This window comes from Pseudomonas sp. R3-57 (genome assembly GCF_051132065.1).
Taxonomy (GTDB): domain Bacteria; phylum Pseudomonadota; class Gammaproteobacteria; order Pseudomonadales; family Pseudomonadaceae; genus Aquipseudomonas.
On the sequence record NZ_CP071655.1, the window covers coordinates 893,676 to 912,717 of the forward strand.

The window sequence follows — 19,042 nt, forward strand, 5'->3', positions numbered from 1 at the left end:
GCGGCCCATAATCGGCGCTTGTGCAGTGATGGCCGTGAGCCCGCAATGACCGTGAATTCAGAACTGTCCGTCGCCCCGGACGCAGCCGCCACAGAGCCGCGCAAGGGCCGCAAGAACAACCCGGAAAAGACCCGCGAAAACATTTTGCAGGAGGCGATCGTCGAGTTCGTCCAGCAAGGCTTGTCCGGTGCGCGTGTCGACGCGATCGCCGAGCGCATCCACACTTCCAAGCGCATGATCTATTACTACTTCGGCAGCAAGGAGCAGTTGTATGTCGAGGTGCTGGAAAAGCTCTACGGCGACATCCGCAGCACCGAAAACCGTCTGCACCTGGACGAGCTGCCACCGGAAATGGCGATCCGCCGATTGGTGGAATTCACCTTCGATCACCACGACCACAACGTCGATTTCGTGCGCATCGTCAGCATCGAAAATATCCACAACGCCGAATACGTGAAACGCTCCGATGCGATCAAGGCGCTGAACAACACGATCCTCGATACCCTCGGCGCGATCTTGCACAGAGGTGCTGACGAAGGGCTGTTCCGTCGCGGGATCAATGCGCTCGACGTGCATCTGCTGATCAGTTCGTTCTGCTTCTATCGCGTCTCGAATCGCCATACGCTGGGCGAGATCTTCCAGATCGATCTGCCCGATCCGCAGATCAAACAGCGCCACCGCGAGATGATTTGCGAGTCGGTGTTGCGTTACCTGCAGGCCTGACGCGATTCCCCTGTAGGAGTGAGCCTGCTCGCGATAGCGGTATATCAGTCAATACACTTTTAGCTGACATACCGCTATCGCGAGCAGGCTCACTCCTACAAGGGGGGCAGGGTTCAGTCATTCATGCTCTGAAAATGCGCCAGCATGCGTTGCGCATCCGCCGCCACGCCGCTGAACAGTTCAAAGGCTTTCACCGCCTGAAATACCGCCATGTTGCCGCCGTCCAGCGTGCGGCAACCGAGCGCGCGGGCGTTGCGCAGCAGTTCGGTTTCCAGGGGGAAATACACAATCTCCGCCACCCACAGGTCCGTGCGCAGCAATTCGACCGGCACCGGCATGCCCGGCAGTTTCGCCATGCCCATCGGCGTGGTGTTGACCAGGCCGTCGGCCAGATTCATTGCGCTCGGCAGATCGCACCCGGCGATGGCGCGATCGGCGCCGAAATGCTGATTGAGGTTGTATGCCAGACTCTCGGCGCGCTCACTGTCGACGTCGAAAATGTCCAGTTGCTGTACGCCTTCGCTCAATAACGCGTGGGCTACGGCCGCACCAGCGCCGCCAGCGCCCATCTGCACCACACGCTCGCGCGGCGCGTCCTTCAGGCCCCGGCGAAAGCCTTCGGCAAAACCGAGGCAGTCGGTGTTGTGACCGATACGTTTGCCGTCCTTCAACACCACCGTATTTACCGCGCCGATCCCGCGCGCTTCCGGCGACAGTTCATCGAGCAGCGGGATGATCGCCTGCTTGCACGGGAAGGTGATGTTCAGGCCGGTGTAGTTCATGCGCTCGGCGGCCAGCAGCAGGTCGGGCAGGGCGTTGCTGTCGAGGTGCAATTGATCGAGATCGATCAACCGGTACAGGTAACGCAGACCCTGCGCATCACCTTCGTGTTCATGCAACACCGGTGTACGCGAAGCCTGAATACCGGCGCCGATCAGCCCGGCGAGTACCGCATTAGCGCGCGCCATGTTTCGCCCCCTGCAACCGCTGGCTGAAATGCTCCAGCGCCAAGCGGTAACCATGGCTGCCAAAACCGCAGAGTACCGCTGTGGCAATCGCCGAGACGAACGAATGATGGCGGAACGGCTCGCGAGCATGCACGTTGGACAGGTGCACTTCGATTACCGGCAACTCACTGGCCACCAGCGCATCGCGAATCGCCACCGACGTGTGCGTCCACGCCGCCGGGTTGATCACAATTCCGGCGCAACGGCCGCGGGCAGCGTGAATCCAGTCGAGCAATTCGCCTTCATGATTGGTCTGGCGAAACTCCACCGTCAGGCCGAATTCCTCAGCGGCACGCCCGCATAACGCAGAAATGTCAGCCAGGGTTTCATGGCCATAAGTCGCCGGCTCACGGGTGCCGAGCAGGTTCAGGTTCGGGCCGTTGAGCACCAGAACGATAGGGGACATGGGGGCAAACTCCACTTTTTGTTTTTGGCATTGGCCGAGGGTTTCAGCCTGTGGAGATAAAATGTACTAGATGGTTACCATGGTCAATTGAACAAAAAATACCCTTGGCGTTATGTGTTCGGTGATCGCACAAAAGTATTTTCAGTCAAAGTGCTGACCAGGATGTCATGACAGCTTTGCTTACGTTTTTAACTGAATATTTTTCAATTCTTGATACGCGTCGACGCTATCTTAGGGCGCGCTGAGGCGGCTCTTAACGGTGATTCGTTGTACTGCGCAATTAGATGGTCACCGATACGACCCATAGGATCGTTTCGGCGCGCTATTAGTCTGGCAAGCACAAGGTGGTTGCCGATATTGGTTGGCAACCGTAAAGAGTGGAAAATCCAATTATGAAAATCATCAAGGCGAAGCCTTCGGCACATCGCCCGCTGACGGAAGAAATGCTCGATGCGGCCATCAAACTGGGAGAGGAACGACGCGCTGGCAGCTTTCACGCGGTGTCTGTCACCTTTGAGAAGCCCCTCTGATCATTCGTTTTGAAGACGGTAGCGGCGTGTTGCTGCCGGTGGATCGTTATCCTGAGTTCGACGGCTTCGATGCGCAGGATTACGAGGACCTGACGATTGGTTTCGCCGGCACTGCGCTTTGCCATGCAGGCAAGGACCTCGACGTCTCCATCGCCGGCATGATTTCAGCAAGTCCATCGCTGATGCACATGGCCGCCTCGGTAGTGGCGTCGCGTAACGGTCGTCAAAGCAGTGCGGCAAAGTCGGCGGCGGCACGAGCCAACGGGAAAAAGGGCGGGCGTCCCCGCAAGGCCGATCCTGCGGTGTAAGCGAGCACAAAAAAGCCGTCAATCACGACGGCTTTTTCGTATCCGGCATTGGCCTCAACGGCGGGTCAGCAACACACCCGATTCCATGTGATGGGTCCACGGGAACTGGTCGAACAGTGCGCAGCGGGTGATGCGGTGCGTGTCGTGCAACTGGGCGATGTTGGCGGCCAGGGTTTCCGGGTTGCAGGAGATGTACAGGATGTTGTCGAAGCGCCGGGTCAGCTCGCAGGTGTCCGGGTCCATGCCGGCGCGTGGCGGGTCGACGAAGACGCTGCCGAACTCGTAGCTTTTCAGGTCGATGCCGTGCAGGCGGCGGAACGGGCGCACTTCGTTGAGGGCTTCGGTCAACTCCTCGGCGGACAAGCGCACCAGAGTGACGTTATCCACAGCGTTTTCGCTGAGGTTGCTCAACGCGGCGTTGACCGAAGTCTTGCTGATTTCGGTGGCTAGTACTTTGCGCACGCGAGTGGCGAGCGGCAGGGTGAAGTTGCCGTTGCCGCAGTACAACTCCAGCAGATCGTCAGGCCGATCGCCCAGCGCTTCGTACGCCCAGTTGAGCATCTTCTGGTTCACCGTGCCGTTGGGCTGAGTGAACGCGCCTTCCGGCTGGCGATAGCTGAAGGTGCGGCCGCCGACGTCGAGTTTCTCGACCACATAATCGAGGCCCAGGACTTCGCGTTTGCCCTTCGAACGGCCGATGATGCTGACGCCCAGATCCGCCGACAACTGCGTTGCAGCGGCATGCCAGTGTTCATCCAGCGGGCGGTGATAACACAGGGTGATCATCGCGTCGCCGGACAGCGTGGTGAGAAATTCCACCTGAAACAGCTTGTGGCTCAGCGCCGAACTGGCCTGCCACGCAGCCTTCAGTTGCGGCATCAACAGGTTGATGCGCAGGCTGGCGATCGGAAACGCTTCGATGAGGATCGGTGTGCGTTTGTCGTCCTGGGAAAACATCGCGTAGTGCCGCTCACCGGCCTCGCGCCACAGACGGAATTCGGCGCGCAGACGGAAGTTCTGCAGCGGCGAATCGAACACCGACGGCTCGGGAGCATCGAACGGCGCCAGCAGGTCACGCAAACGCGTGACCTTGGCTTGAAGTTGTTCGGCGTAGGCCTGGGAATCGAAAGTCATGCGTTGAACCAACCCAGCTTGATCACGAACAGAATCGACAGGATCACCAGCGCCGGGTTCAGCTCGCGAGCGCGGCCCGACAGCAGCTTGATCACGGTCCAGGAAATGAAGCCGAATGCGATGCCGTTGGCGATCGAGTAAGTGAACGGCATGGCCAGCGCGGTGACCACGACCGGCGCGGCGACGGTGATGTCGTCCCAGTCTATTTCCGCCAGGCCAGAAGTCATCAGCACGGCGACGAACAGCAGTGCCGGTGCGGTGGCGAATGCCGGAACGCTGGCCGCCAGTGGCGAGAAGAACAGCGCCAGCAGGAACAGAATCGCCACCACGATGGCGGTCAGGCCTGTGCGGCCACCGGCACTCACGCCAGCGGCGGATTCGATGTAGCTGGTGGTGGTCGAGGTGCCCAGCAGCGAGCCGGCCATGGCCGCGGTGCTGTCGGCGATCAGCGCACGCCCCATTTTCGGCATGTGGCCGTCCTTGCCCATCAGGCCGGCGCGCTTGGCGACGCCGATCAGGGTACCTGAATTGTCGAACAGGTCGACGAACAGGAAGGCGAAGATCACGCTGACCAGACCGATGTTCAGTGCGCCGTTGATATCCAGCTGCAGGAACGTCGGGGCCAGCGAGGGTGGCATCGAGGTGACGCCGCCGAACGGCGTGAAGCCCATGACGATCGACACGATCGTCACCGCGAGAATGCCGATCAGCACCGCGCCGCGCACTTTCAGTGCTTCAAGCCCGACGATCAGGGCGAAGCCGAGGGTAGCGAGGATCGGTGCCGGTGCTTTGAGGTCACCGAGGCCGACCATGGTCGCCGGGTTGCTGACGACGATGCCGGCGTTGTGCAGGGCGATCAACGCGAGGAACAGGCCGATACCGGCCGCAATCGCCGAACGCAGCGGCAGCGGGATGCTGTTGATGATCCACTCACGGATGCGGAAGATCGACAGCAGGAAAAACAGCACGGCGGAGATGAACACCGCACCCAGCGCCACTTGCCAGGTGTGGCCCATGTGCAGGACCACGGTGTAGGTGAAGAAGGCGTTCAGGCCCATGCCCGGTGCGAGGGCGATCGGGTAGTTGGCGATCAGTCCCATGACCGTCGAGCCGATGGCGGCCGCCAGACAGGTGGCAACGAACACCGCACCCTTGTCCATGCCGGTCTCGCCGAGAATGCTCGGGTTGACGAACAGAATGTAGGCCATGGCCAGAAACGTGGTGATGCCCGCGAGAATCTCGGTGCGCACGTTGGTGTTGTGTGCCTTGAGTTGAAACAGCCTTTCCAGCATGTCTGCTCCCCGTGGCGCGCATGGCGCCGTGAATGTATCGACCTCAACAGCAAAGCACAGACCATCGCAAGCGCCTGGAAAATTGTGCTGGGCCGGAAAAAGCCGCGCATCATACCAGCAGCGTGAGCAATATGGCGGTTGTCGGTGTCGATCGTCGGCGAAGTTTTGCGCAGCGGACAACTGCGCCATACTGCGCGCTGAATTTTTCCGGGTGAGCGACGCATGAGCAAGGGCGCGGTGGCAGGTTTGGGCTTGATGGCGGTGCTGATGGCTGCAGCTCCGATGACGTGGGCCGCTCCGGCGGCAGCGTTGACGCAGGTGAAAGTCATCAAGGTGCAATCGCCGAGCTGTGGTCTGGAAGACATCGCCGATAACCAGCCGCAGACCCAATGCAATCACAGCGGGCCGAGCATCAAGGTCTATGTGCTGGAAGTCGGTTACGGCCAGAACCAGCCACAGGCCACGCTGAATGGTTTCGAAGTCAACGGCTACCGTTCCCCGGTGTGTGCGTACGACAATGGCAATCTGACCGAATGCACGCCCGGGCGCAAAACTGTCGGTTCGCTGTATACCTTCGATCTGGCTGGGAAACAGGACGGCACCTTCAGCTTCAGCAACACCTCGATCAACGCCCCGCGCAATACGATGTCGACCCAGCTTTACATCAAGTAACGGCTGGCGCTGCGCGATCCGGGGGAAGCTGACTACGCTTGAAGGATCACCCTGTGGATAACGCCCATGACTTCAAGAGTGCTGATTACCCTCGCCGAGGGCATCGATGATCTGCAAAGCGTGACATTGATCGACGTGCTGCGTCGCGCCGAAATCGAAGTGGTCGCCGCCAGCATCGAAGGCCGACGCATGCTCACCTGCGCCCGCGGTACGCGCCTGACCGCCGACGGCATGCTGGTCGATGTGTTGGCGCAAAGCTTCGATCTGATTGTCCTGCCCGGCGGCGCCGTCGGCTCACAGCACCTGGCGGCGCATCAACCCTTGCAACAATTGCTCAAGGATCAGGCCAGCGCCGGACGCCTGTTCGCCGCCATCGGCGAATCCCCGGCCGTCGCCCTGCAAGCCTTCGGCGTGCTGCGCCAACGCCGCATGACCTGTTTGCCCGGCGCCAGTCATCAACTGGCGGGTTGTACGTTTGTTGACCAACCGGTGGTGGTCGATGGCAACTGCGTCACTGCACAGGGTTCCGGCGCCGCATTGGAGTTCGCCCTGACGCTGGTCGAGCAGCTTGGTGGCAAGGGGTTGCGGGCGAAAGTGGCCAGTGATTTGCGGGCTTGAAGTCGTCAGGCGTGTACCGCGAGGCGCTCAATGGCCGGCTGCTCCCGATGCTCTGCTTGCCACAGATCATAGTCAGTTTGAACGCCTAGCCACATGCGCGCCTTGCCAATGCCTGCACGCTCAAGTCGCACGGCCAGATCCGGGCTGATCGGCGCATGTCCGTGCAATACACGCGAAAGATGTGGGCGCGCAAAGCCCAGATGCCGCGCCAATTCGGTAACGCTGATCCCTAGTTCGGGTAAAACATCCATCAACAATGTTTCACCAGGGTGTGGCGGGTTGTGCATGGGCATGAGGTGATTTGGCCGAGGTTCGAGTGTAATGCGATACATTACACTCAGTGCGGTAAATATGTACCGCACTCTGTCGACTTGTTTGTGCTTGCTGCTGAGGTTGTCGGTGAAATCAGACCTTCGTCTCTTCCACCGGCACATGCATCCGGTCCCGGTTGGCCAGGGTCGGAAACAGTTTGATCCATGTACCTGTCACCACCAGCGTGCCGATCCCGCCCATGACCACCGCCGGGACGGTGCCGAACCAGTGGGCGGTGAGGCCGGATTCGAATTCGCCCAGCTGGTTCGAGGCGCCGATGAACAGGCCGTTGACCGCGCTGACCCGGCCGCGCATTTCGTCGGGGGTTTCCAGCTGGACGAAGGAGGCGCGGATGACCATGCTGATCATGTCCGCCGCGCCGAGCACCACCAGCACCGCCAATGAGAACCAGAACGAGGTCGACAGGCCGAAGGCAATGGTCGCGACGCCGAACACGCCAACTGCGGTGAACATCACGCGGCCGACGTTGCGTTCCACGGCAAACCGCGCGAGGAACAGCGACATCGCCAGTGCGCCGACCGCCGGTGCCGAGCGCAGCAGGCCGAGGCCCCACGGGCCAGTCAGGAGAATGTCCTTGGCGAATACCGGCAACAGCGCCGTGGCGCCGCCGAGCAACACCGCAAACAGGTCCAGCGAAATCGCCCCGAGAATGTCCTGGCGGCTGCGAATGAAGCGGATCCCTGCGAGCAACGAATCCAGGGTGGCTTTGCCTTTGTTCAGCGGTGTTTGCCGCGCGGGCAAGTTCAGCATCAGGGTGCAGGCAATCACATAGAGCAGCACGGTCGGACCGTAGACCCAGACGCTGCCGAACGCGTAGAGCAAGCCACCGAGGGCTGGCGCGATGATCGTCGCCGACTGTTGCGCCGACTGCGCTGCCGCCACTGCCCGTGGGAACAGCGCGCTGGGCACGATGCTCGGCAGCAATGCCTGGGTGGTCGGCATCTCGAACGAACGCGCCGCACCGAGGAGGAACGCGAGGATGAAGATCATTTCGCGGGTGACGTGATCGGTGGCGCTGCCGATCGCCAGTGCAAGGGCGATCATCGCCTGCAGCGACTGGCAAAGCGCTGCAACCTTGCGCCGGTCATAGCGGTCGGCGACATGCCCGGTGTGCAGCATGAACAGCACCCGCGGGGCAAACTCGACCAGACCGACCAGACCCAGGTCGAGAACGTTGCCGGTCAGTTGATAAAGGTTCCAGCCAATCGCTACGGTGAGCATCTGGAAACCGCTGGCGGTGAAAATCCGCGCGAACCAAAAAGCGAGAAACGGACGATGGTGACGTAACAGCAGGGGCTCTTGGCTGGGCATCTGAAGGCAGGTCTGGCTCGAGGGAATCGCGAGATTATCACCAGTCTGTAACAGGAAGTTGCTATGAGTGAAAAATTTACTTAGCCAGACATCGAATTGTCCCCGTCAGCTTGCGAAGCCACCGGCAAATGCCCTGCCAGGACGATGAGGCAACTTGTCACGCGGCAAACGACCACGCCGTTCAACGGCAAAAATGGGACTACTCTTTTAACGTTGCTTGATCCAGATCAACACCTCACGAGGGTTTGATCTGACGGCCAGTTGGCCAGACTCCCTGCGTTGCGATGGCTGTAAAAAAAGAACGAATCCGAATTCGCCGCACTCCATATCCGTGGGGGCAGTGGTGCAGGCCTCCGGGTCTGCCACCCGTATTACCTGACAGAGGAAGCCATATGTTCGGTTTAGAGGCTCTCGATCTCGCCCGAATTCAGTTCGCGTTCACCATCTCGTTCCACATTCTGTTCCCGGCCATCACCATTGGCCTGGCGAGCTACCTGGCGGTGCTCGAAGGTCTGTGGCTGAAGACTCGAAACGACACCTACCGTGACCTTTACCACTTCTGGTCGAAGATTTTTGCCGTCAACTTCGGCATGGGCGTGGTCTCCGGCCTGGTCATGGCCTACCAGTTCGGCACCAACTGGAGTCGCTTCTCGGACTTCGCCGGTGCCGTCACTGGGCCACTGCTGACTTATGAAGTTCTCACGGCGTTCTTCCTCGAAGCCGGTTTCCTCGGCGTCATGCTGTTCGGCTGGAACAAGGTCGGGCGCGGGCTGCACTTTTTCTCCACGGTCATGGTGGCGATCGGCACGCTGATCTCGACGTTCTGGATTCTCGCTTCCAACAGCTGGATGCAAACTCCGCAGGGCTTCGAGATCGTCAACGGTCAGGTTATCCCGACCGACTGGCTGGCCATCGTCTTCAACCCTTCGTTCCCGTATCGCCTGCTGCACATGGCGACGGCGGCGTTCATCGCTACGGCTTTCTTTGTCGGCTCGTCAGCGGCCTGGCATTTGCTGCGCGGCCGGGACAATCCGGCGATTCGCACCATGCTCTCGATGGCCATGTGGATGGCGCTGATCGTTGCGCCGATCCAGGCGGTCATCGGCGACTTCCATGGACTCAATACCCTCAAGCATCAACCGGCGAAAATTGCTGCCATTGAAGGTCACTGGGAAAACCACGGTGACGAAGCAACGCCGCTGATTCTGTTCGGCTGGCCGGACATGAAAGAAGAACGCACTAAATTTGCCGTAGAGATTCCCTACCTCGGCAGCCTGATCCTGACCCACTCGCTGGACAAACAAGTACCGGCGCTGAAGGAATTTCCGCCAGAAGACCGGCCGAATTCGACCATCGTGTTCTGGTCGTTCCGGGTCATGGTCGGCCTCGGTTTCCTGATGATCTTCACCGGTCTGTGGAGTTTGTGGCTGCGCAAACGTGACTCGCTGTATACCTCGCGGCCGTTCCTGCATCTGGCGCTGTGGATGGGCCCGTCCGGCCTGATCGCGATTCTGGCGGGCTGGTTCACTACCGAGATCGGCCGTCAGCCGTGGGTGGTCTACGGCCTGATGCGCACCGCGGACGCCTCGTCCAATCACAGCTTCCTGCAGATGAGCATCACCCTGATCATGTTCGTCGTAGTGTATTTCGCCCTGTTTGGCGCCGGCCTCGGCTACATGATGCGCCTGGTGCGCAAAGGTCCGAAGCTCAGCGAGGGCACCGGTACGCCGGACGGTGGTCCGGGCAAGAAGCGCACCCCGGCGCGTCCGTTGTCCGCTGCCGATGATCCGGCCGATGGCGAACACGAAGACAACACTCGCTTGACCAAGGAGATTTGAGCCATGGGTATTGATCTTCCGCTGATCTGGGCCGTGATCATCATCTTCGGCATCATGATGTACGTGGTCATGGACGGTTTCGACCTGGGCATCGGGATTCTCTTCCCGTTCGTTCCGGGCAAGACCGACCGTGACGTGATGATGAACACCGTCGCCCCGGTCTGGGACGGCAACGAAACCTGGCTGGTACTCGGCGGCGCCGCATTATTCGGCGCGTTTCCGCTGGCGTATTCGGTGGTGTTGTCAGCGCTGTACCTGCCGCTGATCTTCATGCTGATGGGGCTGATCTTTCGCGGCGTGGCATTCGAGTTCCGCTTCAAGGCCAAGGATGAAAAACGTCATCTGTGGGACAAGGCGTTCATCGGCGGCTCAATCGCGGCGACGTTCTTCCAGGGCGTGGCGCTGGGGGCGTTCATCGACGGCTTGCCGGTGGTCAACCGCCAGTTCGCCGGGGGCTCGATGGACTGGTTAACCCCGTTCACGCTGTTCTGCGGCGCCGCCCTGGTGGTCGCCTATGCCTTGCTCGGCTGCACCTGGCTGATCATGAAGACCGAAGGCAAGCTGCAAGAGCAGATGCACGATCTGGCGCGGCCACTGGCATTCGTGCTGCTGGCGGTGATCGGGATTGTCAGTCTGTGGACGCCGTTGTCGCATCCGGAAATCGCCTCGCGCTGGTTCAGCATGCCCAATCTGTTCTGGTTCATGCCAGTACCAATTCTGGTGCTGATCACTTTGTACGGCTTGATCCGTGCCGTGGCGCGTAACGCCAACTACACGCCGTTTCTGCTGACGCTGGTGCTGATCTTCCTTGGCTACAGCGGTCTGGGCATCAGCCTGTGGCCGAACATCGTGCCGCCATCGATCTCGATCTGGGACGCCGCGGCACCGCCGCAAAGTCAGGGCTTCATGTTGGTGGGCACGCTGTTCATCATTCCGTTCATCCTGGGTTACACCTTCTGGAGCTACTACGTGTTCCGCGGCAAGGTGACCCATGAAGACGGTTATCACTAGTCTGCTGCTGGGCTTCTCTTGTGGGAGCGAGCCTGCTCGCGAGGGCGTCCTCAGTGACGCCTTGACTTAACGGAGATCGATGCAATGACCGGCAAACATTCCCTGCACGACATTGAACAAGCCGAAAAGAAACCGCTGTGGCAGCGGCTCGGCTGGCTGGCCCTGATCTGGGTCGGTAGCGTGGGTGTGCTGTTTATCGCCGCCAGCCTGATGCGCATGTTCATGAACGCAGCAGGCCTGACCACGCACTGAAATCATCCTGCCCCGGCGCCTTCGGGTACGGATTTGCCAACCCTCCTTGCGGAGGGTTTTTTTCGTCTGCGGGTTTATTTGCGCGCTTTGAGGATGACGAACTTTGGCGTCGCCGCCACTTGCTCGACGCCACGGAACAGCCGCGCCAGTTTGCTGTGGTAACCCAGATGGCGGTTGCCGACGATGTACAGTGCACCGCCGACCACCAGCGCTTCGCGCGCCTGCTGGAACATGCGCCAGGCGAGGAAGTCGCCGACCACCTGCTGTTGATGGAACGGCGGGTTGCACAGCACCACATCCAGCGATTGCGCTTCTTGTCCGGCCAGGCCATCGGCGGCACGCACGATTACCTCGCGATCGCCCAGTGCGGCCCGCCAGTTTTCCAGGGCCGATTGCACCGCCATGAATGACTCGTCGACCAGCGTGTAATGCGCATCCGGATTTTGCAAAGCACTGGCGATGGCCAATACACCGTTGCCACAGCCGAGATCGGCGACTCGGGCCTGGCCGAGGTTTTTCGGCAAATGCGGGAGGAAGGCCCGGGTGCCGATGTCCAGCCCTTCGCGGCAGAACACGTTGGCGTGGTTGAGCAGTTCGATCGGCGGCTCGTCGAGGCGATAGCGCGTAGGGTAGGGCGAGACGACGGCAGCCTTGGCTTCAGGCGCGGCAATCAGCAGGCGGGCCTTCTTCACCGCCAGCGAGGCCTGCACCGGACCAATGTAACGTTCGAGCAGGTCACCGGCGGCGCGCGGCAGGTGCTTGACCATCGCAGCGGCGATCACTTCGGCGCCGGGCGCGAGTTGCCCTTGCAGGCGGATCAATTGTTCTTCCAGCAGCGCGAGGGTTTTCGGCACCCGGATCAGGACCCGGTCGAACGGCCCGACCAAAGGCTCGCTCGCCGGGATACCGCGCACCGCATCGAACGCCTGGCCGTTGCGCAGCAGGTTTTTCTCCAGCCCTTGAAAGCCGAGAAACGAGTCGCTGCTGCTGCTGACCTTGACCTTGCCGAGCAGGCTGGCGGCCAGTGCGCCGAAGCTGTCGTTGAGCACCAGCACACGGGTGTCGGCCGTCGGTTGCTGCGCCGCGAGATGATTGAGCAGGTACTCGTCGGCGGCATCGAAGGCTTGCAGCGGTTCGTTCTGCTGCTCAGGCTGGCGGATCAGGTCGAGTTGGGCGAAGGGCGTTTCAAGCAAAGGCATGGGGCGGGACTCAGGGATGATCAACGGATATTCCGCAGCCCTGGCGTGTGCGGCGGAACCGACCGAGTGTAAGGCAACGCATTCTGCTGGCGTCATCACTCAGGAAGGTTACGAATGTTACGTTTATTTCTTTGGCATTACCCGTGTGATTACAAGGAAAGCGCGGCTGGCCGATCAGATGATGCCGGCTCTGGCGGCTGCGATAACGGCGGAAATCTTGTTGCAGACGTTGAGCTTTATGATCAGGTTCTGCACGTGGTAATTCACCGTGCGTTCGCTGAGGCTGAGGATTTTCGAGATTTCATAGGCGGTCTTGCCAACGGCTGACAGTTTCAAAACCTGCAGTTCTCGCGTAGAGAGCTGAGGGTTGCGGGGCCTGAGCGCTTCTGCCGGCAGGGTCCGGGCGAACAGTTCACTCAAGTGGCTGCTGGCATAAAACATATAGCCAAAATGCTCATACAGCTCCAATGGGCTGATGGAACAGTGTCTGCGCGCCAGGCTGATAATACTGCACAAACCACTTGGTTCATGATGAAAGGACTGCGACCAGCCATTCTGCAATCCATGTTTTTGCAAGCCCAGCCATATGTCGTGGGATTCTGTAAACAACGATTCAGTCCAGACTATGGGTGACATGGAGTGATTGCAGTGTGATATCAAGGGGTCTGTTTTTATGTAACTGTTCTGTTCATATTGACTGTTCCACTCTTCTGGATAGTTATTGATTTGCAAGGGCTTGAGCTGCATGTCGCGGTGTAATGGAACAACTGAAATCGCACAAAAATTGAACCCGAGATTTTCGGCAAATCGCAGCAGTATCGGATAAGCAGCATCGATGCCCTTGGCAAACGTCAGTTGTTTCAGCTGTGATTCCTTCCATGTTTCCATAATGAAACGCTCCATGACGTTACCGGGGGCGCCTGATGGATCCAAAAGATCCGGCACGCAGCGAAGTGTAGGACGTTTCATACACTGAGCTATAAATTTTTTCGGTATTGAGCGGTAATATATTTGGATAAAGGGTTCTTAATGCTTTTTTGTATTACATTGAAGTTGTCATCTGAAGTAGTTACTCGAATTCTGACCGGCATGACCACTTTCAACTGAATCTCCGGTTCGGCACGGGCTCAATACCATTATCAATCGTCGGTGTTTAACCGCGTCTTTTTGCGCGAGACTGGCAGCAACCGTTCAATGGAGTCCCCCATGACCGCCAGCGCTGAGAAGTACACCACGCAAACTTTGCTCGACGTCAGACCTGTGACCCCGAACCTGTTTACCCTGCGCACCACTCGTGATGCCGGTTTTCGTTTCCGCGCCGGGCAGTTCGCCCGGCTTGGTGTGGCCAAGGCCGATGGCAGCACCGTCTGGCGCGCCTATTCGATGGTGTCGTCGCCGTTTGACGAGTTTCTCGAGTTCTTCTCCATCGTCGTCCCGGGCGGTGAGTTCACCAGCGAACTGAGCCGGCTGCAGGTGGGCGATACGTTGCTGGTCGATCGCCAGGCATTCGGCTACCTGACCCTTGATCGTTTCGTTGATGGCCGTGATCTCTGGCTGTTATCGACGGGTACGGGGGTGGCACCGTTTCTGTCGATTCTGCAGGACTTCGAAGTCTGGGAAAAATTCGAGCGCATCATTCTGGTGTACAGCGTGCGCGAGGCCCGCGAGCTGGCGTATCAGGAACTGATTGCCGGCCTTACTCAACGCGACTACCTCAGCGAATACGCGCACAAGTTGAGGTTCATCGCGACGGTGACGCGCGAGGCGCACCCGGGAACGCTGCACGGGCGCATTACCACGCTGATCGAAAGCGGTGAACTGGAGCGTGCGGCGGGCGTGGAGCTGTCGGCGGAGCATTCACGGGTCATGTTGTGCGGCAATCCGCAGATGATCGACGAGACCCGCGCGCTGCTTAAACAGAGGGACATGCGCCTGAGCCTGACGCGCCGGCCCGGCCAGGTCGCCGTGGAAAATTACTGGTAACGAAAACGGCACCCACAGGTGCCGTTTCTTGTTGAGGCCAATGACTCAGGGCCGCTCGTTCTGCGCCTTGAGCAGGTCGCGGATTTCCCCCAGCAGTTGCTCTTCCTTGCTCGGGATCGGCGGTGCGGTCGGGGCCACGGCCTCTTCGCGCTTGAGGCGGTTGATGGCTTTGACGCCCATGAAGATAGCGAAAGCGACAATGATGAAGTCCAGTACCGTCTGGATGAATTTGCCGTAAGCCAGCATCACTGCAGGAGTGTTGCCCTCGGCGGCTTTGAGCGTGATGGCCAGATCACTGAAGTCCACCCCGCCGATCAACAGGCCGATTGGCGGCATGATCACGTCGCCGACAAACGACGAAACAATCTTGCCAAACGCCGCACCGATGATGATACCGACGGCCATGTCGACCACATTGCCTTTGACCGCGAAGGCCTTGAACTCGCTAAGCACGCCCATAGTTATTTCCTTGTTACAGATGAGTTTGGTGAAGGCAGTGTAAATCAGCGAAACGCGTCCTGCGCGAAACACCTTCTTACAATCCCCGCTTTTATCGACACATCATTAGACGATTAGTTTGCAAAGTGCCAGCAATCGCGCGCGAAATAGCGCGTAAATCGCTGACCGGGAAGCCATTTTTCTCAATCATGGCGTTACGTTCTTTCTATTTATGTTCATCGCCGCAGGCCTCTAGCCTTGGCTTGGCGCACCTGGATGCGCCGCCAAAAACAACCAGAGGATCCTGATATGACTTCCTTACCTGGACTGGGGGCTTTTCCCCGTCGCCGCACGCTCGGTGTACTGACCGCCGGCCTGCTGAGTTTCTCCGTGCATGCAGCGCCCCTGACCCGCGATAACGGCGCTGCCGTCGGTGATAATCAGAATTCGCAGACGGCCGGCGCCACCGGCCCGGTACTGCTGCAGGACGTGCAACTGATCCAGAAACTGCAGCGTTTTGATCGCGAGCGCATTCCCGAGCGTGTGGTTCACGCCCGCGGTACCGGTGCTCACGGTACGTTCACGGTGACCAACGACCTCGGTGACCTGAGCAAGGCCAAAGTGTTTGCTGCGGGCCAGACCACACCGGTCTTCGTGCGCTTCTCGGCAGTGGTTCACGGCAATCACTCGCCGGAAACCTTGCGTGACCCACGCGGTTTCGCCACCAAGTTCTACACCGCCGACGGTAACTGGGACCTGGTGGGCAACAACTTCCCGACCTTCTTCATTCGCGACGCGATCAAGTTTCCCGACATGGTTCACGCGTTCAAGCCTGATCCGCGGACCAACCTGGACGACGATTCGCGCCGCTTCGACTTTTTCTCCCACGTACCGGAAGCCACCCGTACGCTGACCGAGTTGTATTCGAACGCGGGCACACCGGCCAGTTATCGGGAGATGGATGGCAACGGTGTTCATGCCTATAAATTGGTCAACGCCAAAGGCGAAGTTCATTACGTCAAGTTTCACTGGAAGAGTTTGCAAGGGCTTAATAACCTGACGCCAGATCAAGTCGCCAAAGTTCAGGGTCAGGATTACAGTCATATGACCAATGACTTGGTCAGCAATATCAACAAAGGCAACTTCCCGAAGTGGGACTTGTACGTTCAAGTTCTGAAACCGCAGGATTTGTCCAAGTTTGATTTTGATCCATTGGACGCGACGAAGATCTGGCCGGGCATCCCCGAGCGAAAAGTTGGACAAATGGTTTTGAACCGTAATCCGGCGAATGTCTTCCAGGAAACCGAACAAGTTGCGATGGCCCCGGCTAATGTGGTTCCGGGTATTGAACCGTCCGAAGACCGTTTATTGCAGGGCCGAGTGTTCTCCTACGCCGATACACAAATGTATCGCTTGGGCGCCAATGCTCTGCAATTGCCAATCAACGCGCCGAAAGTTGCGGTGAACAATGGCAATCAGGACGGTGCGATGAACTTTGGCGCCAGCAGCAGCGGTGTGAACTATCAGCCAAGCCGTCTGCAACCGCGTGAAGAGACCTCAAGCGCGCGTTACAGCCAACTGGCGCTGTCGGGCAGCACTCAGCAGGCGAAGATCCAGCGTGAGCAGAATTTCAAGCAGGCCGGCGATCTGTATCGCTCGTTCAGCAAGAAAGAGCGCCGCGACCTGATCGACAGCTTCGGCGGCTCGCTGGCCACCACCGATGACGAGAGCAAGCACATCATCCTGTCCTTCCTGTACAAGGCCGATCCGGAATACGGCACCGGCGTGACGCAAGTGGCCAAGGGCGACCTGAGCCGGGTCAAGGCCCTGGCGGCGAAATTGGTCGACTGATAGTGCGGTAACACCTGCGGGGCCTGCATCAGGCCCCGTTCCGTTCAAGGAGACTGCTGATGCGAACCTGTCTTTTCCTATTGGCCGCGTGCCTGTCGCTCACCGCTTGGGCGGCACCGATCAACCAGAGTCCCGAGGCGATCCAGGCGCAATTGCGCGACTACTACTTCGACGCGGCGCGGCGCGGGGATGTACCGATGCTCGAGACGTTCATCGAATCGGGCTATTCCCTCGACACCCGCGACAGCAAGGGCTACACCGCGCTGATCCTCGCCGCTTATCACGGTCAGGCGCCCGCGGTGGAACGCTTGCTTGCTGCCGGCGCCGACGCCTGCGCTCAGGATCAACGCGGCAACACGGCGTTGATGGGCGCGATCTTCAAGGGCGAAGTCCAGATCGCCCGGCGCTTGATGGCCACCGATTGCAGCCCCGATCAACGTAACGGCGCCGGGCAGACGGCGGCGATGTATGCCGGCTTGTTCAAGCGTCTGGAACTGCTCGATGCGCTGAAAGCCAAGGGCGCCGACCTGAACGCCGAAGACCCGTTGGGCAACAGCGCCGCACGTCTGGCCAGCGGTGAAATCCGTACGCCGGCGCCGCGCTGATTTCGGGCCTGTGGGTTATCATCGCGGTTTTTGTCGGGGGTTCTGATGGCCAAGGCCAAGCGCATGTACGGCTGCACCGAGTGCGGCGCAACCTTTCCCAAGTGGGCCGGCCAGTGCGGTGAATGCGGCGCCTGGAACACGCTGACCGAAACCATGATCGAAAGCGGCGGCGCCACGGCACCCACCGGGCGCACCGGTTGGGCCGGGCAACAAGCGCAGATCAAGACCCTGGCCGAAGTCAGCATCGAAGAAATCCCGCGTTTTTCCACCGCCTCCGGTGAACTTGACCGTGTGCTCGGCGGCGGTCTGGTCGACGGTTCGGTGGTGCTGATCGGCGGTGATCCGGGCATCGGCAAGTCGACGATTCTGCTGCAGACCCTGTGCAACCTCGCCAAGAGCATGCCGGCGCTGTACGTCACTGGTGAAGAGTCCCAGCAGCAAGTGGCCATGCGCGCACGCCGCCTCGGCTTGCCGCAGGACCAGCTACGCGTGATGACCGAAACCTGCATCGAAACCATCATCGCCACCGCTCGCCAGGAAAAACCCAAGGTGATGGTGATCGACTCGATCCAGACGATTTTCACCGAACAACTTCAATCGGCACCCGGCGGCGTTTCCCAAGTGCGCGAAAGTGCGGCGCTGCTGGTGCGTTACGCCAAGCAGAGCGGTACGGCGATTTTCCTCGTCGGCCACGTCACCAAGGAAGGCGCGCTGGCCGGCCCGCGCGTGCTTGAGCACATGGTCGACACCGTGCTGTATTTCGAAGGCGAGTCCGATGGGCGCCTGCGCTTGTTGCGTGCGGTGAAGAACCGTTTCGGCGCGGTCAACGAGCTGGGCGTGTTCGGCATGACTGACAAGGGTTTGAAAGAAGTCTCCAACCCTTCGGCGATCTTTCTCACACGCGCCCAGGAAGAAGTCCCGGGCAGCGTGGTCATGGCGACGTGGGAAGGCACCCGGCCAATGCTGGTGGAAGTGCAGGCGCTGGTCGATGACAGCCATCTGGCCAATCCGCGCCGGGTGACGCTGGGTCTGGACCAGAACCGCTTGGCCATGCTGCTTGCGGTTCTGCACCGCCACGGCGGTATTCCGACCCACGATCAGGATGTGTTCCTCAACGTGGTCGGCGGGGTCAAGGTGCTGGAAACCGCTTCCGATCTGGCGCTGATGGCGGCAGTGATGTCGAGTCTGCGCAACCGGCCGTTGCCGCATGATCTGCTGGTGTTCGGCGAGGTCGGTCTGTCCGGCGAAGTGCGCCCGGTGCCGAGCGGGCAGGAGCGCTTGAAGGAAGCGGCCAAGCATGGTTTCAAACGCGCGATCGTGCCCAAGGGCAACGCGCCGAAGGAATCGCCGGCAGGCTTGCAGATCATTGCCGTCACTCGCCTTGAACAAGCCCTCGACGCACTCTTCGAATAACCACAATCCCCTGTAGGAGTGAGCCTGCTCGCGATAGCGGTGTGTCAGCCAACTGATTTGTTGAATGACACACCGCTATCGCGAGCAGGCTCACTCCTACATTAATCGGTGGTGGACG

At 59.7% G+C, this 19,042-nt stretch carries 19 protein-coding genes and 1 pseudogene; 11 read left to right on the plus strand and 9 right to left on the minus strand.

Features of this window, described 5'->3' with window-relative positions:
* The first annotated feature begins 45 nt into the window (after window positions 1-45).
* Complete coding sequence (locus J3P93_RS04140) at window positions 46-723, plus strand: TetR/AcrR family transcriptional regulator (protein ID WP_434595314.1); 678 nt, start codon at window positions 46-48, stop codon at window positions 721-723.
* A gap of 113 nt (window positions 724-836) precedes the next feature.
* Here the strand turns inward: J3P93_RS04140 and J3P93_RS04145 are convergent, their stop codons facing one another.
* A complete protein-coding gene (locus J3P93_RS04145; protein ID WP_434595317.1) occupies window positions 837-1,691 on the minus strand; it encodes a shikimate dehydrogenase in 855 nt (284 codons plus the stop codon).
* Window positions 1,678-2,136, minus strand: a complete 459-nt coding sequence (gene aroQ / locus J3P93_RS04150) for a type II 3-dehydroquinate dehydratase (RefSeq protein ID WP_093098129.1) — start codon at window positions 2,134-2,136, stop codon at window positions 1,678-1,680. Before aroQ ends, J3P93_RS04145 begins: the two co-directional genes overlap by 14 nt.
* Before the next feature lie 392 nt (window positions 2,137-2,528).
* On the opposite strand from aroQ, the pseudogene J3P93_RS04155 reads away from it, so the two are divergent.
* Window positions 2,529-2,974: pseudogene (locus J3P93_RS04155) on the plus strand (DUF2442 domain-containing protein).
* Window positions 2,975-3,028: 54 nt separating this feature from the next.
* On the opposite strand, the gene trmA reads toward J3P93_RS04155, so the two are convergent.
* Both trmA and J3P93_RS04165 read right to left on the minus strand, forming a co-directional pair.
* Window positions 3,029-4,108, minus strand: coding sequence for a tRNA (uridine(54)-C5)-methyltransferase TrmA (gene trmA, locus J3P93_RS04160; RefSeq protein ID WP_434595319.1), 1,080 nt, complete (start codon window positions 4,106-4,108; stop codon window positions 3,029-3,031).
* Window positions 4,105-5,400, minus strand: coding sequence for an NCS2 family permease (locus tag J3P93_RS04165; RefSeq protein ID WP_434595322.1), 1,296 nt, complete (start codon window positions 5,398-5,400; stop codon window positions 4,105-4,107). The genes trmA and J3P93_RS04165 overlap by 4 nt, the downstream gene beginning before the upstream one ends.
* Window positions 5,401-5,622: 222 nt before the next feature.
* Between J3P93_RS04165 and J3P93_RS04170 the strand changes: the two genes are divergently transcribed.
* Both J3P93_RS04170 and J3P93_RS04175 read left to right on the plus strand, forming a co-directional pair.
* Window positions 5,623-6,072 (plus strand): DUF4879 domain-containing protein, encoded by a 450-nt coding sequence (locus J3P93_RS04170; RefSeq protein ID WP_434595325.1) that lies wholly within the window; start codon window positions 5,623-5,625, stop codon window positions 6,070-6,072.
* Window positions 6,073-6,138: 66 nt separating this feature from the next.
* Window positions 6,139-6,690, plus strand: a complete 552-nt coding sequence (locus tag J3P93_RS04175) for a DJ-1 family glyoxalase III (protein ID WP_434595327.1) — start codon at window positions 6,139-6,141, stop codon at window positions 6,688-6,690.
* A gap of 5 nt (window positions 6,691-6,695) precedes the next feature.
* On the opposite strand, the gene J3P93_RS04180 is transcribed toward J3P93_RS04175, so the two are convergent.
* Together J3P93_RS04180 and J3P93_RS04185 are read right to left on the minus strand one after the other, a co-directional pair.
* Entirely contained in the window at window positions 6,696-6,983 is a 288-nt protein-coding gene (locus tag J3P93_RS04180; RefSeq protein ID WP_434595330.1) for a HigA family addiction module antitoxin, read from the minus strand.
* 112 nt (window positions 6,984-7,095) lie between these two features.
* Entirely contained in the window at window positions 7,096-8,334 is a 1,239-nt protein-coding gene (locus J3P93_RS04185) for an MFS transporter (RefSeq protein WP_434595332.1), read from the minus strand.
* Window positions 8,335-8,726: 392 nt separating this feature from the next.
* Here J3P93_RS04185 and J3P93_RS04190 point away from each other — a divergent pair, with 392 nt between their 5' ends.
* The 3 genes from J3P93_RS04190 (at window position 8,727) to J3P93_RS04200 (ending at window position 11,435) form a co-directional block, all read left to right on the plus strand.
* Window positions 8,727-10,172, plus strand: coding sequence for a cytochrome ubiquinol oxidase subunit I (locus J3P93_RS04190; RefSeq protein ID WP_434595335.1), 1,446 nt, complete (start codon window positions 8,727-8,729; stop codon window positions 10,170-10,172).
* A 3-nt stretch (window positions 10,173-10,175) separates the two neighbouring features.
* Entirely contained in the window at window positions 10,176-11,183 is a 1,008-nt protein-coding gene (gene cydB, locus J3P93_RS04195; RefSeq protein WP_434595338.1) for a cytochrome d ubiquinol oxidase subunit II, read from the plus strand.
* Between the two features lie 84 nt (window positions 11,184-11,267).
* Complete coding sequence (locus tag J3P93_RS04200) at window positions 11,268-11,435, plus strand: DUF2474 domain-containing protein (RefSeq protein ID WP_150706869.1); 168 nt, start codon at window positions 11,268-11,270, stop codon at window positions 11,433-11,435.
* Between the two features lie 74 nt (window positions 11,436-11,509).
* Here J3P93_RS04200 and J3P93_RS04205 read toward each other — a convergent pair whose 3' ends face one another.
* Together J3P93_RS04205 and J3P93_RS04210 are read right to left on the minus strand one after the other, a co-directional pair.
* On the minus strand, window positions 11,510-12,634 hold the full coding sequence (locus J3P93_RS04205) for a methyltransferase (RefSeq protein ID WP_434595341.1): 1,125 nt from the start codon (window positions 12,632-12,634) through the stop codon (window positions 11,510-11,512).
* A gap of 174 nt (window positions 12,635-12,808) precedes the next feature.
* Entirely contained in the window at window positions 12,809-13,522 is a 714-nt protein-coding gene (locus tag J3P93_RS04210) for an autoinducer binding domain-containing protein (RefSeq protein WP_434598285.1), read from the minus strand.
* Between the two features lie 318 nt (window positions 13,523-13,840).
* Between J3P93_RS04210 and J3P93_RS04215 the strand changes: the two genes are divergently transcribed.
* Window positions 13,841-14,617 carry a ferredoxin--NADP reductase gene (locus J3P93_RS04215; RefSeq protein ID WP_434595344.1) on the plus strand — a complete coding sequence of 259 codons (777 nt, stop codon included), beginning with the start codon at window positions 13,841-13,843 and terminating at the stop codon, window positions 14,615-14,617.
* Between the two features lie 45 nt (window positions 14,618-14,662).
* On the opposite strand, the gene mscL is transcribed toward J3P93_RS04215, so the two are convergent.
* Window positions 14,663-15,076 carry a large-conductance mechanosensitive channel protein MscL gene (gene mscL / locus J3P93_RS04220; RefSeq protein ID WP_203419572.1) on the minus strand — a complete coding sequence of 138 codons (414 nt, stop codon included), beginning with the start codon at window positions 15,074-15,076 and terminating at the stop codon, window positions 14,663-14,665.
* A gap of 288 nt (window positions 15,077-15,364) precedes the next feature.
* On the opposite strand from mscL, the gene J3P93_RS04225 reads away from it, so the two are divergent.
* From J3P93_RS04225 to radA, 3 genes are read left to right on the plus strand one after another with little or no spacing between them, the layout of a single operon-like run.
* Complete coding sequence (locus tag J3P93_RS04225; RefSeq protein ID WP_434595347.1) at window positions 15,365-16,906, plus strand: catalase; 1,542 nt, start codon at window positions 15,365-15,367, stop codon at window positions 16,904-16,906.
* A 59-nt stretch (window positions 16,907-16,965) separates the two neighbouring features.
* Window positions 16,966-17,511, plus strand: a complete 546-nt coding sequence (locus tag J3P93_RS04230) for an ankyrin repeat domain-containing protein (RefSeq protein WP_434595350.1) — start codon at window positions 16,966-16,968, stop codon at window positions 17,509-17,511.
* Window positions 17,512-17,556: 45 nt separating this feature from the next.
* Complete coding sequence (gene radA / locus J3P93_RS04235) at window positions 17,557-18,924, plus strand: DNA repair protein RadA (RefSeq protein WP_095181861.1); 1,368 nt, start codon at window positions 17,557-17,559, stop codon at window positions 18,922-18,924.
* Window positions 18,925-19,042: the final 118 nt, after the last annotated feature.

Bases quoted from the DNA above. Each gene is read 5' to 3' on its own strand.
- J3P93_RS04145 (WP_434595317.1), bottom strand. From the start codon at position 1,691: ATGGCGCGCGCTAATGCGGTACTCGCCGGGCTGATCGGCGCCGGTATT.
- J3P93_RS04215 (WP_434595344.1), top strand. From the start codon at position 13,841: ATGACCGCCAGCGCTGAGAAGTACACCACGCAAACTTTGCTCGACGTC.
- J3P93_RS04180 (WP_434595330.1), bottom strand. From the start codon at position 6,983: ATGCCCATGCACAACCCGCCACACCCTGGTGAAACATTGTTGATGGAT.
- J3P93_RS04190 (WP_434595335.1), top strand. From the start codon at position 8,727: ATGTTCGGTTTAGAGGCTCTCGATCTCGCCCGAATTCAGTTCGCGTTC.
- trmA (WP_434595319.1), bottom strand. From the start codon at position 4,108: ATGACTTTCGATTCCCAGGCCTACGCCGAACAACTTCAAGCCAAGGTC.
- J3P93_RS04200 (WP_150706869.1), top strand. From the start codon at position 11,268: ATGACCGGCAAACATTCCCTGCACGACATTGAACAAGCCGAAAAGAAA.
- J3P93_RS04185 (WP_434595332.1), bottom strand. From the start codon at position 8,334: ATGCCCAGCCAAGAGCCCCTGCTGTTACGTCACCATCGTCCGTTTCTC.
- mscL (WP_203419572.1), bottom strand. From the start codon at position 15,076: ATGGGCGTGCTTAGCGAGTTCAAGGCCTTCGCGGTCAAAGGCAATGTG.
- J3P93_RS04140 (WP_434595314.1), top strand. From the start codon at position 46: ATGACCGTGAATTCAGAACTGTCCGTCGCCCCGGACGCAGCCGCCACA.
- J3P93_RS04165 (WP_434595322.1), bottom strand. From the start codon at position 5,400: ATGCTGGAAAGGCTGTTTCAACTCAAGGCACACAACACCAACGTGCGC.
- J3P93_RS04170 (WP_434595325.1), top strand. From the start codon at position 5,623: ATGAGCAAGGGCGCGGTGGCAGGTTTGGGCTTGATGGCGGTGCTGATG.
- J3P93_RS04210 (WP_434598285.1), bottom strand. From the start codon at position 13,522: ATGGAAACATGGAAGGAATCACAGCTGAAACAACTGACGTTTGCCAAG.
- radA (WP_095181861.1), top strand. From the start codon at position 17,557: ATGGCCAAGGCCAAGCGCATGTACGGCTGCACCGAGTGCGGCGCAACC.
- J3P93_RS04205 (WP_434595341.1), bottom strand. From the start codon at position 12,634: ATGCCTTTGCTTGAAACGCCCTTCGCCCAACTCGACCTGATCCGCCAG.
- aroQ (WP_093098129.1), bottom strand. From the start codon at position 2,136: ATGTCCCCTATCGTTCTGGTGCTCAACGGCCCGAACCTGAACCTGCTC.
- cydB (WP_434595338.1), top strand. From the start codon at position 10,176: ATGGGTATTGATCTTCCGCTGATCTGGGCCGTGATCATCATCTTCGGC.
- J3P93_RS04225 (WP_434595347.1), top strand. From the start codon at position 15,365: ATGACTTCCTTACCTGGACTGGGGGCTTTTCCCCGTCGCCGCACGCTC.
- J3P93_RS04175 (WP_434595327.1), top strand. From the start codon at position 6,139: ATGACTTCAAGAGTGCTGATTACCCTCGCCGAGGGCATCGATGATCTG.
- J3P93_RS04230 (WP_434595350.1), top strand. From the start codon at position 16,966: ATGCGAACCTGTCTTTTCCTATTGGCCGCGTGCCTGTCGCTCACCGCT.